We start from the raw sequence: 14003 nt of genomic DNA, 5'->3' as shown, positions 1-14003 counted from the left end.
GTTCGAATCCCGGGTGCCTCCCGAAGTGCTGAACTGTCGGCGACGCTTGAAAAGTGAGCCGAGTCCGGCGGGTGAAAAGTGACCCCCACTGCGTCAGTTGATGTTGGTCATTCCCCGGTGTTGGCGGCGGGAACCCGTCCGAGGTCGCGGCCGCGCATGCGGTAGCTGTCGCCCTTCAGCGAGATGACCTCGGCATGGTGGACGAGGCGGTCGATCATCGCGGCGGCGACGGTGTCGTCGCCGAAGACCTCGCCCCAGCGTCCGAAGGGCTTGTTGCTGGTGACGATCACCGAGGCGCGTTCGTAGCGGCCTGAGATGAACTGGAAGAACAGGTTCGCAGCCTCGGGCTCGAAGGGGATGTAACCGACCTCGTCGACCACGATCAGCGGAATCCGTCCCAGCCGGATCAACTCATCGCTCAGACGCCCTGCCTGGTGGGCCTCGGCAAGGCGGGTGACCCACTGGGCGGCGGTGCCGAACGCGACCCGGTGGCCGGCCTGGCAGGCCCGGATGCCGAGCCCGGTGGCGAGGTGGGTCTTGCCAGTGCCGGGCGGCCCCAGGAAGATCACATTCTCCTTTCCGGCGACGAAGTCCAGCGTCCCCAGATGGGCGATGACCTCGCGTTTCACGGACCGCTGGTGATCGAAATCGAAGTCCTCCAGCGACTTGCGAGAGGGGAAACGAGCCGCCCGGATGCGTCCCTCGGCGCTGTGGGAGTCGCGGGCGGCGACCTCCCTCTGCAGGCATGCGGCCAGATACTCCTCGTGGCTCCAGCCTTCGTCGCGGGCCCGCTCGGCGAGCCGGGCGGCAGCATCCCGCAAGGCCGGGGCCTTCAACGCCTTGGTCAGATAGATCAGTTCGGAGCCGACGTCACGGCTGGTCCTGGCCTGGTTAGTGCTGTTCTTCGTGCTCATCATGCTGCCCCTTCGCCCGTGCTCAGTCCGCCGTCGATGACGCCGAAGATCCGGTCGTAGGTGTCCAGCGACCGCTCCTCAACCTCCGTCACATCCGCCGGCGCCGGTTTCGTGCCGGCGGCCGCCTTGCGGGCGGCCGCGGCAGCGGCCGCGTGGTCCGGGTCGGTGATGGTCTGGTGGCGAGCCCAGCTGCGGGCATGGCGGGCGACCTCGACGCCGTCGCAGGTCACCAGGACCTGGTCCAGGTCGGCGGCGACCTCGACGCGGCGGCCGATGGCCAGCGGATGCACCGAGTAGTCGCAGGTGTCGAGGCGGACGTAGTGGTCTCTCGGCAGCCGCAGCGATGCCTTCCACCAGCCCGGCGGGGCGATCGGCGGCAAGGCCAGCATCCGCGAGCGGTCCGCTTCCAGCCGGTCCGCCGGGCGGGCCTGCAAGGTGCGGTGGATGCGCCGGTTCGCCCTGGTCAGCCAGTCGGCCAGCTGGATGTTGAAGTCGGCCGGCGAGGCGAACACCCGCCCGGGCAGGAACGACGTCTCCAGATAGCCGTTGGCCCGCTCGACCAGGCCCTTAGCTTCTGGGTCCCGGGGCTTGCAGAGCAGGAACTTGACGCCCAGCAGTCCGGCGAACGCAGCGAAATCGTCGGTCAGTTGAGGACCGCCGGACCGCCAGGAGCCGACGGCTCCCTCGTTGTCCCAGACCAGCACCCTAGGGACGGCGCCCAGCTCGGTCAGCAGCCGCCAGTGCCCGGCGATCAGGTCGGCCGCAGACCTCGAGGGCAGCATCCGGGCGGTGATCCACCGCGAGTAGCCCGCGACCATGACCAGCACCGGCGGCCGCCCGACCTGGCCGAAGCCGAGCGGAATGTCTGCCGGCGGGAACCACAGGTCACACTGGCCGATCTCGCCCGGCTCATAGACCGTCCGCGAAGCCGGATCCGCAGGCCGATAGGCCGGCCGCAGGTCCCGGACCCGGTCCTTGAGCACCGTCAGGCCCCGGTCCCAGCCGATCCGCTCAGCGATCACCGTCGCCGGCATCTCCGGCCACTGCTCGAGCAGTTCACGGATCTGCGGCTCGACCGCGTCCACGATCGAACCCCTCGGCGCCCGCTGATACTTCGGCGGCGCGTCGTCCGCGATCGCTCTGCGAACGGTGTTCCTCGCGATCCCCAGCTTCCTCGCGATCGCCCGAACCGGCATCTGCTCGGCCCGGTGAAGCCGGCGGATCTCCGCCCAGTCCTCCACGCTGATCACCACTCCTCCCGGCCTGACTCAACGAGCCAGACCCCTGGAGGGGGTCAACTTTCAAGCGTCCACACTGGTCCATTTTTCAGCCGTCGCCGACAGGATTCTCGGGGTCCTCGCAACACCTGGTGGCCTTCGTGGCCGTCAGTAGATCACGCAGGCGCTCGGCTGGGGTTCTCCAGCCGAGCGTTTTGCGTGGTCGGCCGTTGAGGGGCTGGGCGACGTGTTCGAGGTCTTCGGCGCTGTGCACGGACAGGTCGGTGCCCTCGGGAAGTACTGCCGCAGCAGGCCGTTGGTTCCGCGGCCGCCTCCGCGAGCAGCTGCATGCCGCCCCCGACCACCAGGCATGGGTGGGACGTTCGTGAGGGCTCACCAGGCTGCGTACGCTGCGGGCACCGAGGTGTTTTCGAGGAAGAGCTGCGGATGACTGAGAACGCGTCTGTGCCCGGATCGCGCCGGGACCTGGCGATGCACAACGACTGGTGGCCCGCAGGCTGGGAGCAGGTCCTGCCCCGCCAAGGTCTTGCGCTGACCATGCTGATCGGGACGGCGTGCCAGCCCGGTTTCACTGGCTCCCTGGACGACCTGGTGCACGAGTTCTTCGACGGGCACTGGGACTTGATCGGCGGCAACCTCGACAGTCCCCTCACCTTCTCCTGGCCCGACGAAGAGTGGGACTACGAGGCAGCGCCAGAGGGCCCCGAGGCCTGCGAGGCGGCCCGCTGGAAGCAGTTCAGCGCCATGCTGACGACAGCCGGATACCCGGTGCCCACCACCGTGCGGGACCTGTCCGAGCTCTACCTGACGTGGGGCCTGGCCCGCCGCGAAGAGACACCGGACGGCACCCGATGGTCCATGCCCGCCGCGCTGCCGCTGCCCGGCGACCTGCTGCCCCTGGACCCCGAACTCACCAAGCGCCTCGACCAGATCCGCTGGACGATGCGCACCGGCCCGCTCCTCGACACCCTCGTCGACCACCTGGTCGACGATCTGGGTGAACCGGCAGAGACCCTCACCTCCCTGGACCGTCTCGCGGCCGCGACCGACCGGGATGTCGACGATGTCCGGCTCGCTCTCGCGGAACTCGTGAAATCCGGCGACGCCCGCCTCCAGCGCGGCGAAGAACCCACTGACGCGGAGCGCCTGGAGGCCCACCGCCGCTTCCGCCTGGTCATGGACTGGGAGCACTTCCACAAGAACCGCATCCAGGTCAGCCGCGGTGACTGAGGCCGCGCACGGCACCGTGGGGACCAGCGACACGCGCCTGATCGTGCTCCGAGGCAACAGCGCCTCGGGCAAGTCATCCGTCGCGGCCGGCCTGCGCGAAAAGTTCGGCCGCAACCTCGCCATCGTCGCCCAGGACAACCTCCGCCGGATCGTGCTGCGCGAACGCGACCGGCCCGGCGGCGCCAACATCGGCCTGATCGACCTCACCGCCCGCTACGCCCTCGACAACGGCTTCCACGTCGTCGTCGAGGGCATCCTGTACGCCGACCGCTACGGCACGATGCTCCAGGACCTGGTGCGCGCTCACTGTGGCGTCTCGTGCTGCTACTACCTCGATGTGCCGTACGCGGAGACGGTGCGACGGCACGCGACGAAAGCCGACGCCGAATACCTCCAACAGGTCACGCCCGATCACCTCAGCGACTGGTACCGGGAAAGGGATCTGCTGGCTGGTGGCATGGAGACCGTCATCGCCACTGACAGCACCCTCGACGACACCGTCCAGCGCATTCTGCGCGAGAGCGGTCTGGACGGTGTGCTTCCGATCGACCGCTAGGGCGCAACTCTGCGTATAGCGGGGTGGTCGCCTGGGGGGCGTAGGCGCCCGGCGGAGGCACGATGCTCCGCTGGGCCCGCTCCCGCGGAGCTGTCTCGGGCGAGGCGTTCGGGAATCGGGGCAATACGCAGCACCGGGCCAGATCGTCGCTCGGGAGCCCTGTTGTCAGTGCCCACTGGAAGACTGGTGCGATGGCTTTAAGGCACCCGAGTTTTCTCGATCTTGAGACGCTGCTCTCCCAGGCGGAGTACCACAACGTCGACGTCCCAGTGGCACAGGACATCGTGGAGACGACCGCAAGGAAACGGTCCGGGGGTGGCAAGGCGGGCATTGGCCCCCTCGCTCTGAACGGATCCGCAGGAACCGATGTGCAGTTCCAGTCGACCTACAGCTTGGCTCCGCGAGAGAAGGCGACTGTCTCCAAGGTGATCGACGGTCTGATTCGCGACAAGGCGGTCAGCGTGAACCCCGCCGGAGAGTCGGCTCTTACCAAAGATGCCCTGGTCGAGATCGAGGGCACCGCGCGCATCACGGCAGCAAGCGTGATGAGCAAGCTGTTCTTCGTCTTCCGGCGCCTGATGCAGGAACGCAACATCGACGATCTCAGCGAGCTCGCCAACCTCGACGTGAACGACGCCGACGTCGCACAGGCGATCCAGCAGGTGTACCTGCACAACGAGCTGCTACCCCTGCCCATGCTCCTGGAGATCACGGACAGCTCTCTGCCGCACAAGGTGTACGTCAACATCCGTCCTGGCTACTTCATTGACCAAGCATCAGCTGATCGCCTCGAAGGAGACATGCGCATCCTCGGCAGCGTCTACCGACTCATTCCGCAGGATGAGTACAGGGTCACCGACGAATGGCTGCTGCACGGCTGGGAGTTCATGATGCGCCGCATCATGATGACGCAGATCGAAGACGATCTCCGAGAGGTCACCCGGCAACTCAACAGGCTCGGCCTGAACGTTCCCGACGATGACGCCCAGGCATACATCTCCGGCCCGGCCATCGTCCTCAACGCCATCGCCTTGTACTGACGCCGTTCCTGTCCGGCGCCCCTAGTGTCTCGTGATTCCGTCGGCATTACTTGATCTTGTGTGACTCGTTGCTCCCGGCATGGAGCTTTCCGTGGAACAGGCCGCCGAGTTGCGGGAGTTGGCGAACAGTCGGGACGTGCCCGCCGATGTGGCCACCCGGGCCCGGATCGTGCTGTGGTCCGGTGAGGGGCGCCGGCGCAAGGACATTGCCGAACTGCTCGGGGTGTCATTGCCGACCGTGGACCGCTGGAGGACCCGTTACGCCGAGCGCGGGCTCGCCGGGCTGGAGGGCGACTGTCCGGGCGGGGCGCGCGAGCAGGTGCCGACGCGGGTCCGGGCGCGGGTGATCGCATTGACGCGCATGACGCCGCCGGTCGGCACCGGTCTTTCGCATTGGTCGACGCGGGAGTTGGCGAAGTATCTGAAGCGGACCGAGAACGTCACCGTGTCCTGGCACTACATCGCAAAGGTCTGGCGCGAGGAGAACCTCAAACCGCATCGCAAGGGCACCTTCAAGATTTCGAAGGATCCCGCGTTCGCGGACAAGGTCGCTGATGTCGTCGGCCTCTACCTGGCTCCGCCCGGTGGCGCGGTGGTGCTCTCGGTGGATGAGAAGACGCAGATCCAGGCGCTGGACCGGACCCAGCCGGTGCTGCCGGTGACCTTCGCAGCCACCGAGAAGCGCACCCACGACTATGTCCGGCACGGCACCACGAACCTGTTCGCCGCACTCAACGTCGCCACGGGCGAAGTGACCGGCGAGTGCAGGCCGAGCCGGAACGCCGTGAACTTCCTGGCCTTCCTCAAGAAGGTGGTGAAACCGCATGCGGACAAGGAGATTCATGTCGTCCTGGACAACCTCTCCACGCACACCACGCCGGAGGTGAAGGCATGGCTGACCAACAATCAGCACGTCCACTTCCACTTCACCCCCGTCGGCTCTTCCTGGATCAACCAGATCGAGACCTGGTTCGGAATCCTGACCCGCCAGTCGATCCGCCGCGGCACATTCTCCAGCGTGAACGTCCTGATCAAGCAGATCCGCGACTACATCGACTCCTGGAACTCCGAGGCCAAACCCTTTACTTGGACCGCAACCACCGACGAGATCCTCACGAAGGTCCGACTCGTCCAGACCAGCATCAAGAAGCTCGTCGCAAACAACTCCAAGTGACACAAACGGGATCACGAGACACTAGTGCTGTCCCGTTCGAGCGAAAGGCTGAGCTGTGCCTGACCGACCTGAAATCGTCTGCATCTGTGGCTCTGCCCGGTTCGTGGATGAGATGCGGGCGGTGAATCGTGATCTGACCTTCGCCGGGGCCATTGTTGTCGCGCCGGGCGAAGCAGACGGGTTGATCGCCGACGAGCAGAAGAAGGCGCTGGCCGCCCTTCACCTGCGCAAGATCGACCTGGCAGACCGGGTTCTGGTCGTCAACCCTGGTGGGTACATCGGCGAGTCCACGAGCAGGGAAGTGGATTATGCCCACGCCACCGGCAAGCCGATTTCGTTCACCGATCCCGTCTGACCAGGAGACGCTTCACGACACCGGCCCGGCGCCTCCAGCGCCCGGCACCGTGCTTCGGGACCTGGCTCACCAACCCGGACGGCACGCAGAACTGATTGAGCGTCGGACACACCACGGGGCCCGGGGGATCAGCCATGACATCCCCGGGGCCCGGTTGGGTTCAGGCTGGCCAACGACTGCGCGCCCCCGGCGTTTCGGCATCGCTAGTGCTGTGACCGGCAACGTTCACCGGTTTGCCATGGATGAACGGAAGCCAGGCAGGGCGGAACCGATATCTGGACTACTGCGCTGAGGGAGCGCGCTGTGCGGTGAGCACGGGCTGGTAGTACCCGCTGGAGGTCGGACTGTGCCAGGTGATGTTGGTAAAACCGGCTTCAGCCACGAACTCTGTCAGCTGCGGCGTCGTCAGCGCCCAGTAGGTGCTCCGGCGGACTCGGACATGCCAGGTGTTCTCCGCGGGGATGAGCTGGAAGTGCTCCAGGTCGTAGCGCTCGCCGTCTTCATGCCAGTGCCACAGCTGGAAGGTGATCACTTGGCCATCGCGTGTTTCCGAGACCTGGGGAGGTGTCGCCGTGGGTCTGGTCTGGCGCGTCTCGTCATAGGCCCGGACAGTGATCACCAGCAGTCCGTCGTCTCGGAGCACCCGTCTCATGCCGAGGAGCGCCGCCCGGAGATCTTGCCCGGAGAGCAGGTGCGGGAGCGAGTTGTCCGCGCAGAGGACGACGTCGAATGACGTCTCTTTGAACGGCAGTTGGCGCATGTCAGCCGCAGCGGCCGGAAGCCGGCTGCCCCGGGCCGCCGCCTCGGCGGCGGCGCGCGCGGCGGCGACCGGGCTCAGGTCGCTGCCGATGACCTGGTGCCCGGCCAGGGCCAGCCCGATGGCCTGGGTGCCGATCCCGCACGAGCAGTCCAGGACGCTGTGCGGTCCCGCGCCGAGAGATTGGCGGACGAGCCCGCCCAATACCTCGGCCTGGTAGGCCATGCTCGCGTCCCAGTCCCGGAACATCAGGTGGTATTCGTGGGCCAACTCGTCGTAGAAATCCCGCACGGAGAGCTCGGACATGTGTCCCACCGTAGTACGTTGCCGCCTGGCGATGGTGAACTGCCGCAATGGTCCGAAGTGGGCCTCGATCGGGTTGGCCCAGGACGCGTACGTCGGGGTGAAGCACAGCTTGCCCCGGTTCTCCGCGGCCGTGATCGTCTTTCCGGAGCCAGTCGCGGAGACCACCGTTGCCCGCAGCCCCTGGGCGGGAGCAGACGCGCGTACGGGGAATCCCGCCCGCGTGCGGATCCGCGAGACGGCCTCCGCCTGGTGTTCTCGCAGGCTGATCATCGCTCGTCTCCCGCCTGGCCGACGGGCTCTGGACTCGGGTTATCGGTTGGCTGCTGGAGCGGCAGAGTCTGCTGTTTGCGGCGCCGGCGGAGTTCACGCTGCGCCTGGGCACGGGCGCACTCGCGGGTGCAGTACTTGATGCCGCTGGTGCGGTTTTGCCCGTACTCGGCGCGGCCGCGCTGGCGTACGAAGTTCCGGCGGCAGGTCTCATTCGCGCACTCGCGGATGGTGGCGTCTTCGGCGAGGTGGTTGTACAGCTGGAGGAAGACGATCGAAAGGATGCTGGGGTAGCGGTCCGGCAGGCCGCCGATGCCGATGCTGAACGGCTTGAGCGCGGCGTTCAGCTCGTCCACCAGGTCGCTGATCCTCATTCCCAGGACGATCTCGCGCATGTGGTCCAGATCGCGGGGCCACGCCTCGTCCCGATGCGTGTTCGCGGACTGCCACTGCGCCAGCTGTTCCTCGCACACCTCCGGCTCGATGAGCGTGTCGAGTCCGCCCTCGCGGCGCAGGGCCAGCCAGGTAGTGATGGCCGCCTGAGCCTGCGTCACGTACAGCGTGGCCAGTTCGCCGTGAAGGCAGAACGTCCCGCTTCTCGGGTGTTCGCGCTCGGTGAGCTCCTTCAGTCGCTCGTACTCCTCCTCATCCCAGCTGCCGCTGTCGATGCTGCCGCCCAGGGATCCGTAGGTGCGCATGAGGGCGGCCACGGCGTTGAGATCCGCGGGGTCGAGCTCCATGAATTCACGCAGGTAGAAGTCCTCGGGCAGCGGAACGGTCTCTCCCTCGGATCGCAGATGGGGCTCCCAGACGATCCACTCGCCGTCGGCTCGTGCCCCGGGGACGGGCCGCAACTCCGGCGCGGGCACGGGCGTTCCCGGCCATAGCGTGGGACGAAAGCGTGGGTCAACGTATGCCGCCATGAGGGGCATCATAGCTACCGGATGGGTAGTACGAACAGTGAATGCTTCGTATCACGGGCGTGGCTTTCGGGACTTACTCGAGGGGGAACCGCAGTGAGGCAGTGGCAGGACCGCAAGGCGGTCGGCGATGCGCACGAACGGCGGGTGGCAGCCGCTCTGCGCGCACGCGGCTGGACCGTCCACCCCTGCGGACAAGGCACCTACCCACCCGCTGTGTGCGAGGCCCTGCGCCGAACCCGCTCCGCCCTGCGCCAGTTCCCCGACCTCATCGCCGCCCGCGGCAGCGACCTCGTCACCATCGACGCAAAAGACCGCATGCCCAGCACCGACACCGACCGCTACGCCATCAGCACCGACACCGTCAACGCCGGCCTCCTCTTCACCGCGGCCCACGCCCCGACACCGCTGTACTACGTCTTCGGAGACCTGAAAGTCCTCACCCCGGCCGAAGTCCTCCACTACAGCGCCCACGCCTTACGCCACCGCAGCGGCGCCTTCCACCTCATATACACAGGACAAGCGCACCCATTCGACGAAGTCTTCGGATCGACTGGCTCGGCAGCTGTCGCATGACAGCCACCGCCCTGCCCTCGCAGAACCGACGACGCGCCTGACCCCTCTCCGGGTGGTGAAGGCTGCCTCTGGACCTGAGCCGACGGCTGATGCGCCCGGCGTCGGAGCTCCGTCTGTGGTCAGCACGGCGCTGGAGTGGGCGTAGTCGGTTGCCTGGTTCTGGTCCGGCCAGTGGCGATCAGTGGTTGGGGTCGGCGCGTTGGCGTCCGCATGAAAGGGGCTTCGCGATGCCCGAGCCGGTCCCGCCCGATCTCGTAGCCGGGGTTCTTCGTGGAACACACGGCGCGCGGGCTGGCCGACGTGCGCACGAACGCCGAGGTGCTGGTGGAAGCCCGGGACACGCCGCACGTCCTGGCCGGCGACGACGTGGCGAAGGTGAAGCGGGCCTGCACCGAGCAGGCCGACCATCTCGGGTACTTCGCGAGCGACGGTGCGTTCTCGCTGATCAGCGCCGTGGTGTCTGTCGTGGCCGTGGCTTTTCTTGTCGCCGTGGCAGGAAGGGCTGGGGCTGGTCAGAACATGGTGTTGTCGTTCTTGGAGGCGGCCGGGATGACCTGAAGGACGTCCCAGTGCTCGACGATCTTGCCGTTGCTGTCGAAGCGGAAGATGTCGATGCCTGCGTACTCCTCGGCAGGCCAGGTCTGGTGGCAGTGCAGAATGACGTAGTCGCCTTCGGCGAAGGCGCGTTTGTATTCGACGTGTTTGCCGGGGTACTCGGCGGCCATGCGGTCGAAGTAGTCGATGAAAGCCTGCTTGCCGTCGGCGACGTGCGGGTTGTGCTGGATGTAGGTGTCGCCGGCGTAGCGGTCGATCGCCTCGGCGGGTCGGCACTCGTTGAACATCAGGTCGTAGAACGCCTTGGCGGTGGCCTTGTTCTGCTGGGGGTCGCTCATGGGATCACCGTAGGGTCGGGCGCCGGGTGCGGCGCGTCGAGTGCGTCGAGCAGGTGCTCGGCGTCGGCGGGGATCGGCAGGGCCCGGTCGACGAGGTCGGCGGGGGGCTGCGGGTGGGTGGGGTTGACGCGTACGAGGTGCGCGTGGGGAAGCGGCGGGTGAGGTGTTCTCCGGGCCACCGGATGACGCCGGGGGTGTTGAATCCGGCGCCGAATTCCAGGATGAGCAGGCGGGTGTCGGCGGGGGTCGTGTTCAGCCAGTCCTGGAGGCGGTCTCCGGCGGGGCGGTAGGTTATGGCCCCCAGTGACTACCTTCACATCCTCAGCAACTACACATTCAGAATAGGGCCGCTCGACAGTCCTTTTGCAAACACAGGGAGATGGAACATCTTCCTTCCTGGCGGGAGGCGCTAGCGTGCTTGAGCTTGTCGGATTTTATGCAGAGCTACCCCACGGAGCAGAGGGACAGCCGAGACTAAACGACTCCTTGGGTAGGTTCACCGGTGAGACGGAAGGAATACTTCGATACCTCAGGGGAGCGCACGTGATGATGGCTTCGACCATGCCAGTGCGAGATCACGTAGACTCCGACGGCCCACTGATCGGGACGCTTCAGCTCATGACTGATGGCGTCTGGGTTTGGCCGGGGGACTATCCGTACTACGTCGAACGCTATGGAGCAGAGATCCCCGAGGCCCTCCTGCTCCATGCTCGTTCCCTCAACTGGATCCCTCCCAAAATTGATCCAGAAAAAAGAGATATCCAGAACGAATTCCCGCTCTGGCGCGAATAATTCATCAGCAGGCACTTCCGTGCCTGTCCTGTACGTGCCCAGCGCATAGAGCACGAGGCCAAGGGCACTGGGGCGGAGCAGCTCATCTGCCCGCCCCGGGTCCCTGGTTCGAGGAGGCGTTCATGGTTTCGGACCGCGCGTGTCGCGCCGGTTGTAGCCGACGTAGCGGTGACCACTAGCTAGCCGGAGCGTCCGGGCCGGAGCGAGCGTTCCGTCACTGGCAGGGTTGCCAGCCACCCGCCCCGGACCAGGGTCACTCTATCGGCCCTATGCCCAGTCGATGCCGCGGTCGGCGAGCTGGGCGAGCTGTTCACTGTTCAGCTTGTCGCGGCGGCTCTTCTGGTTCGAGATCCATACGCCGAGTCGTACGTTGTGGTCCTGGCCGTCGATGACGACGGGTTCGGTGTGCTGACGCGGGATCACGGTGCGCTGCTCACGGTCGATGTACTGGGCGAGTGCGGCCAGGCCGCGCCGGAACCCCGCGGCGCCCCGCGCAGCTCCGGCCGCCGCGGTTCCGCTCTTCGAGCCGTTCGACGTCGATGTCGTTTTGAGGGTCGGGGCGGGGGCCGCCTCGATGCCGAGCGCGCCGAGTCGGGTCTGCTGCTCGGCGTTGAGGCGGTGCCAGTCGCGCCGTTGGCGGGTGAGCCAGCGTCCAATGTCGTCGCCGCGCCAGGTCACCCCGGGCACGATCTCTGCCACGTGCGCCCCCGCGTTCAGCAGGGCCTGGAGGCCGACGTGGTGGCGCTGCCAATCGACTGTCCACCCGAGCTGGGCGGGGTTCCATTCCGGGTCGACCGCGGCGAGTTGCTCGGCGCGGACCTTGGCGCGCTTGGGGTCCTTGCCGAGTCCGTCGGGGCGCCGGCAGTTGGTGAGCCACTGCCCGACCGGCTTGTCGAGCGCGGTGGCGTGGCGGGGCACGGCCAGCGTGCCCGCCTCAGCCAAGTACGCGCGCGCGGCTGCCAAGTTCTCCGTGAAGCCCGCGTCGGCGGTGTACACCCTGCTGGGGGAGGGAACTCGGGATCCGGCACCACGGCGTTCCGCTGACCGTCGCCAAGGGCAGCCCCCGCGGCGCCGACGGCGGCCGAGCTGACCACCGAACCCCGCGGTCGCCCGGGCCGCGCCCCGCCCGCCGTGGCCGGGGCCTGCAAGCGCCGCTACCAGCTGTAGACGCGGCTGATGATTTCCGAGATCTCGGCCTCGTCAGGGCCGGGGTGGGTGACCACCACCGGCACGCCGTTGGGGTCGCTGCCCTCGACCCGGACAAACCCCTCGACCGTCTCGGTGGCGACATGCGCACCCCGCGCCTTGAGGACCTGCTCACAGCGCAGCAGCTCCTTCGCGCTGGGAGCCGTCCAGATCGCGGCATGCAGGCCGATGCCCGACGTGGTGTGGTCGGCCCTCGGGCTCAGTGAACGCAGGTACAGCTGCGAGCCGTCCAGACCGACCAGCAGCGCGGCGGTGGACGTGGTGAGCCTGACCCGGAGACCGAGAACGTCCTGGTAGAAGCCGGTCGACTGCTCGAGATCGAAGACGTTCAGTACCACGGACGCCAGCCGCATACCCGGTGTGGCGAATTCCATCAGTGGTTTCCTTCTCTCAGGGAAAGGCGAGGACTGCGATCTCTCGGTTTCGGGACAGTGGTGTGAGAGACAGTGGGTTTTGGTGTGTTGATGCTGGTCGGGGGCTGTTTCGGGGTGTGGGGGCACTGTCATGCACGTGAGAGATCGGTGTGGGATCGCTGTCCTGGGCGTTTATCGCAGCTGGGGTGATGCTGTCTCAGTTTCGTGAGTTCTGACCCTGCGCCCAATGATCAAAAAAGGGAGGGTGGGGGCTTGGTCTGCGGGTGCGGCGGGGATCGGGTTGTGTGGTGTTGGATTGCGCGGCCAGGGGGTGTCCGCGCGGCTGTGGTGGGTCTGTGCGGCCGTGGTGGATGCGAGGCATGGCGTGCCTGCGAGGGGGCCTGAGTGGTCGTCATGGCCTTTCTGCGGGACGGTGGTTCGGGTTCCTGTCGCCGGTCGGTGAAGCTGCGGTGTCGTCATGCTTTTGACCTGGTGTTGTGCAGTGTGGTTGAGCGGGTCGGCGACTGTGGGAGTCACTGGATCTGCGCAGAGTCCGGGCCTCGCAGTGGCCTGGCCTGCGGAGGTTCCTACCTTGGGCCTGATTGCGCAGGTTGGTTGGGCAGCGTGCAGTTTCGCTGGTCGTCGTCGATACCGCTGTTCGTGCCTGCGGCGCTCCTCGCGATCCGAAGGACCTACATGCTGCATCAAATAGGATGGAACCAGCAGAGACGTTCACAGTACGAACCGGTACGCCTTGTTGAGGGTGTCAAGGTGTCAGCGGAGGCCGGCGATCTTGACGACGCCGCTGACGACTTCGCCGACGATGCCGACGACGGGGTTGGGGGTGTCGTCAGCGGATGCGGTGGTGGTTGTGAGTCCGAAGATGCAGAGGGTTCCGAGGAGGATTACAGCGGTATGGCGCATGTGGGGTTCCTCTTTTGATGTGGAGGTGGTCGAGGTTGGTTCGGCAGTTGGTCTAGGTTGCCGCACGGCTATCCAGTGGTGAGGATGAACACGCCGGTCACCCGGGCGGGGAGAGGAGAGATGCTCCATCTGAGGCGCTTTCAGAGTTGGGTAGCAATGTGCCCCGTGGGGTGGGTACATCACAGTGAACGCTTCGGCCGTGCCAAGCCATGCTCCTGGCCAGCCCCGAGACAGACCCCCGCCCCTTCTAGCCAGACAGGCCCGCGGAGCGGGCCAGGGGCTTGGAGGCGGAGCCGGAAAGCCAGCGGGGGAGCGCAGCGAGTCCGCTAGGCCGAGCAACGCGAGGCCAAGTCCTAAGCGAAGCGCAGGACTTCAGCCCCCGAAGGGGGCAGCCGAGCAAAGCGAGGCAACTGCGTGCGCAGCAATGCAGTTCACCAGGGAGCGCAGCGTGCTGGTGAACGACCCGCGGAGCGGGTCGGTTCTCTGCTCAGCGCGCAGCGCT

At 66.7% G+C, this 14003-nt stretch carries 17 protein-coding genes and 3 pseudogenes; 8 read left to right on the top strand and 12 right to left on the bottom strand.

Features of this window, described 5'->3' with window-relative positions:
* Positions 1 to 107 precede the first annotated feature (107 nt).
* The 3 genes and pseudogenes from istB to OG522_RS00090 all read right to left on the bottom strand — a co-directional run.
* Positions 108 to 914 carry an IS21-like element helper ATPase IstB gene (gene istB / locus OG522_RS00100; protein WP_329460850.1) on the bottom strand — a complete coding sequence of 269 codons (807 nt, stop codon included), beginning with the start codon at positions 912 to 914 and terminating at the stop codon, positions 108 to 110.
* On the bottom strand, positions 914 to 2164 hold the full coding sequence (istA, locus tag OG522_RS00095) for an IS21 family transposase (RefSeq protein WP_329460849.1): 1251 nt from the start codon (positions 2162 to 2164) through the stop codon (positions 914 to 916). Before istA ends, istB begins: the two co-directional genes overlap by 1 nt.
* 76 nt (positions 2165 to 2240) lie before the next feature.
* Positions 2241 to 2470: pseudogene (locus OG522_RS00090) on the bottom strand (transposase); the annotation flags it as partial.
* Positions 2471 to 2578: 108 nt separating this feature from the next.
* On the opposite strand from OG522_RS00090, the gene OG522_RS00085 reads away from it, so the two are divergent.
* From OG522_RS00085 to OG522_RS00065, 5 genes are all read left to right on the top strand, one after another.
* Positions 2579 to 3382 (top strand): DUF6042 family protein, encoded by an 804-nt coding sequence (locus OG522_RS00085; RefSeq protein ID WP_329460848.1) that lies wholly within the window; start codon positions 2579 to 2581, stop codon positions 3380 to 3382.
* A complete protein-coding gene (locus tag OG522_RS00080; RefSeq protein ID WP_329460847.1) occupies positions 3375 to 3938 on the top strand; it encodes an AAA family ATPase in 564 nt (187 codons plus the stop codon). Before OG522_RS00085 ends, OG522_RS00080 begins: the two co-directional genes overlap by 8 nt.
* A gap of 191 nt (positions 3939 to 4129) precedes the next feature.
* Complete coding sequence (locus OG522_RS00075) at positions 4130 to 4978, top strand: hypothetical protein (protein ID WP_329460846.1); 849 nt, start codon at positions 4130 to 4132, stop codon at positions 4976 to 4978.
* 79 nt (positions 4979 to 5057) lie between these two features.
* Positions 5058 to 6152, top strand: a complete 1095-nt coding sequence (locus tag OG522_RS00070) for an IS630 family transposase (RefSeq protein WP_329460845.1) — start codon at positions 5058 to 5060, stop codon at positions 6150 to 6152.
* A 112-nt stretch (positions 6153 to 6264) separates the two neighbouring features.
* The gene (locus OG522_RS00065) at positions 6265 to 6507 is read left to right on the top strand and encodes a hypothetical protein (protein ID WP_443074810.1); all 243 of its coding nucleotides are present in this window, start codon (positions 6265 to 6267) and stop codon (positions 6505 to 6507) included.
* A gap of 280 nt (positions 6508 to 6787) precedes the next feature.
* Here the strand turns inward: OG522_RS00065 and OG522_RS00060 are convergent, their stop codons facing one another.
* The 4 genes and pseudogenes from OG522_RS00060 to OG522_RS00045 all read right to left on the bottom strand — a co-directional run bounded on the left by OG522_RS00060 (position 6788) and on the right by OG522_RS00045 (position 8706).
* A complete protein-coding gene (locus tag OG522_RS00060; RefSeq protein WP_329467418.1) occupies positions 6788 to 7570 on the bottom strand; it encodes a class I SAM-dependent methyltransferase in 783 nt (260 codons plus the stop codon).
* A 27-nt stretch (positions 7571 to 7597) separates the two neighbouring features.
* Positions 7598 to 7678 (bottom strand): annotated as a pseudogene (locus OG522_RS00055) (transposase); the annotation flags it as partial.
* 24 nt (positions 7679 to 7702) lie between these two features.
* Positions 7703 to 7840 (bottom strand): annotated as a pseudogene (locus tag OG522_RS00050) (DEAD/DEAH box helicase family protein); the annotation flags it as partial.
* Positions 7837 to 8706, bottom strand: a complete 870-nt coding sequence (locus OG522_RS00045; protein ID WP_329460843.1) for a hypothetical protein — start codon at positions 8704 to 8706, stop codon at positions 7837 to 7839. The gene OG522_RS00045 and the pseudogene OG522_RS00050, both read right to left, overlap by 4 nt.
* Positions 8707 to 8853: 147 nt before the next feature.
* Between OG522_RS00045 and OG522_RS00040 the strand changes: the two genes are divergently transcribed.
* Both OG522_RS00040 and OG522_RS00035 read left to right on the top strand, forming a co-directional pair.
* The gene (locus tag OG522_RS00040; RefSeq protein ID WP_329460842.1) at positions 8854 to 9333 is read left to right on the top strand and encodes a hypothetical protein; all 480 of its coding nucleotides are present in this window, start codon (positions 8854 to 8856) and stop codon (positions 9331 to 9333) included.
* A gap of 270 nt (positions 9334 to 9603) precedes the next feature.
* On the top strand, positions 9604 to 9891 hold the full coding sequence (locus OG522_RS00035; protein ID WP_329460841.1) for a hypothetical protein: 288 nt from the start codon (positions 9604 to 9606) through the stop codon (positions 9889 to 9891).
* Here OG522_RS00035 and OG522_RS00030 read toward each other — a convergent pair.
* Positions 9846 to 10226, bottom strand: coding sequence for a nuclear transport factor 2 family protein (locus tag OG522_RS00030; protein WP_329460840.1), 381 nt, complete (start codon positions 10224 to 10226; stop codon positions 9846 to 9848). The two genes, OG522_RS00035 and OG522_RS00030, sit on opposite strands and share 46 nt — an antisense overlap.
* Positions 10223 to 10405, bottom strand: coding sequence for a hypothetical protein (locus OG522_RS00025; RefSeq protein ID WP_329460839.1), 183 nt, complete (start codon positions 10403 to 10405; stop codon positions 10223 to 10225). The genes OG522_RS00030 and OG522_RS00025 overlap by 4 nt, the downstream gene beginning before the upstream one ends.
* A gap of 235 nt (positions 10406 to 10640) precedes the next feature.
* On the opposite strand from OG522_RS00025, the gene OG522_RS00020 reads away from it, so the two are divergent.
* Complete coding sequence (locus OG522_RS00020) at positions 10641 to 11018, top strand: hypothetical protein (RefSeq protein ID WP_329460838.1); 378 nt, start codon at positions 10641 to 10643, stop codon at positions 11016 to 11018.
* Between the two features lie 267 nt (positions 11019 to 11285).
* On the opposite strand, the gene OG522_RS00015 is transcribed toward OG522_RS00020, so the two are convergent.
* The 3 genes from OG522_RS00015 to OG522_RS00005 form a co-directional block, all read right to left on the bottom strand.
* Positions 11286 to 12014: a helicase associated domain-containing protein gene (locus tag OG522_RS00015; RefSeq protein WP_329460837.1), complete on the bottom strand. Its 729-nt coding sequence runs from the start codon at positions 12012 to 12014 to the stop codon at positions 11286 to 11288.
* Positions 12015 to 12172: 158 nt separating this feature from the next.
* Positions 12173 to 12598, bottom strand: coding sequence for a VOC family protein (locus OG522_RS00010; protein WP_329460836.1), 426 nt, complete (start codon positions 12596 to 12598; stop codon positions 12173 to 12175).
* Between the two features lie 753 nt (positions 12599 to 13351).
* Positions 13352 to 13501 carry a hypothetical protein gene (locus tag OG522_RS00005; RefSeq protein ID WP_329460835.1) on the bottom strand — a complete coding sequence of 50 codons (150 nt, stop codon included), beginning with the start codon at positions 13499 to 13501 and terminating at the stop codon, positions 13352 to 13354.
* Positions 13502 to 14003 lie beyond the last annotated feature (502 nt).

Source organism: Streptomyces sp. NBC_01431 (assembly GCF_036231355.1).
Lineage (GTDB): Bacteria > Actinomycetota > Actinomycetes > Streptomycetales > Streptomycetaceae > Streptomyces.
Note: the sequence above shows the minus strand (reverse complement) of the source record. Positions and strands in the feature narration are given on the sequence as shown.

Excerpts from the sequence above, each read along its gene's own strand:
- OG522_RS00010 (WP_329460836.1), bottom strand. The coding sequence starts at position 12,598 with ATGGAATTCGCCACACCGGGTATGCGGCTGGCGTCCGTGGTACTGAAC.
- OG522_RS00085 (WP_329460848.1), top strand. The coding sequence starts at position 2,579 with ATGACTGAGAACGCGTCTGTGCCCGGATCGCGCCGGGACCTGGCGATG.
- OG522_RS00070 (WP_329460845.1), top strand. The coding sequence starts at position 5,058 with ATGGAGCTTTCCGTGGAACAGGCCGCCGAGTTGCGGGAGTTGGCGAAC.
- istB (WP_329460850.1), bottom strand. The coding sequence starts at position 914 with ATGAGCACGAAGAACAGCACTAACCAGGCCAGGACCAGCCGTGACGTC.
- OG522_RS00075 (WP_329460846.1), top strand. The coding sequence starts at position 4,130 with ATGGCTTTAAGGCACCCGAGTTTTCTCGATCTTGAGACGCTGCTCTCC.
- OG522_RS00030 (WP_329460840.1), bottom strand. The coding sequence starts at position 10,226 with ATGAGCGACCCCCAGCAGAACAAGGCCACCGCCAAGGCGTTCTACGAC.
- OG522_RS00060 (WP_329467418.1), bottom strand. The coding sequence starts at position 7,570 with ATGTCCGAGCTCTCCGTGCGGGATTTCTACGACGAGTTGGCCCACGAA.
- OG522_RS00005 (WP_329460835.1), bottom strand. The coding sequence starts at position 13,501 with ATGCGCCATACCGCTGTAATCCTCCTCGGAACCCTCTGCATCTTCGGA.
- OG522_RS00065 (WP_443074810.1), top strand. The coding sequence starts at position 6,265 with ATGCGGGCGGTGAATCGTGATCTGACCTTCGCCGGGGCCATTGTTGTC.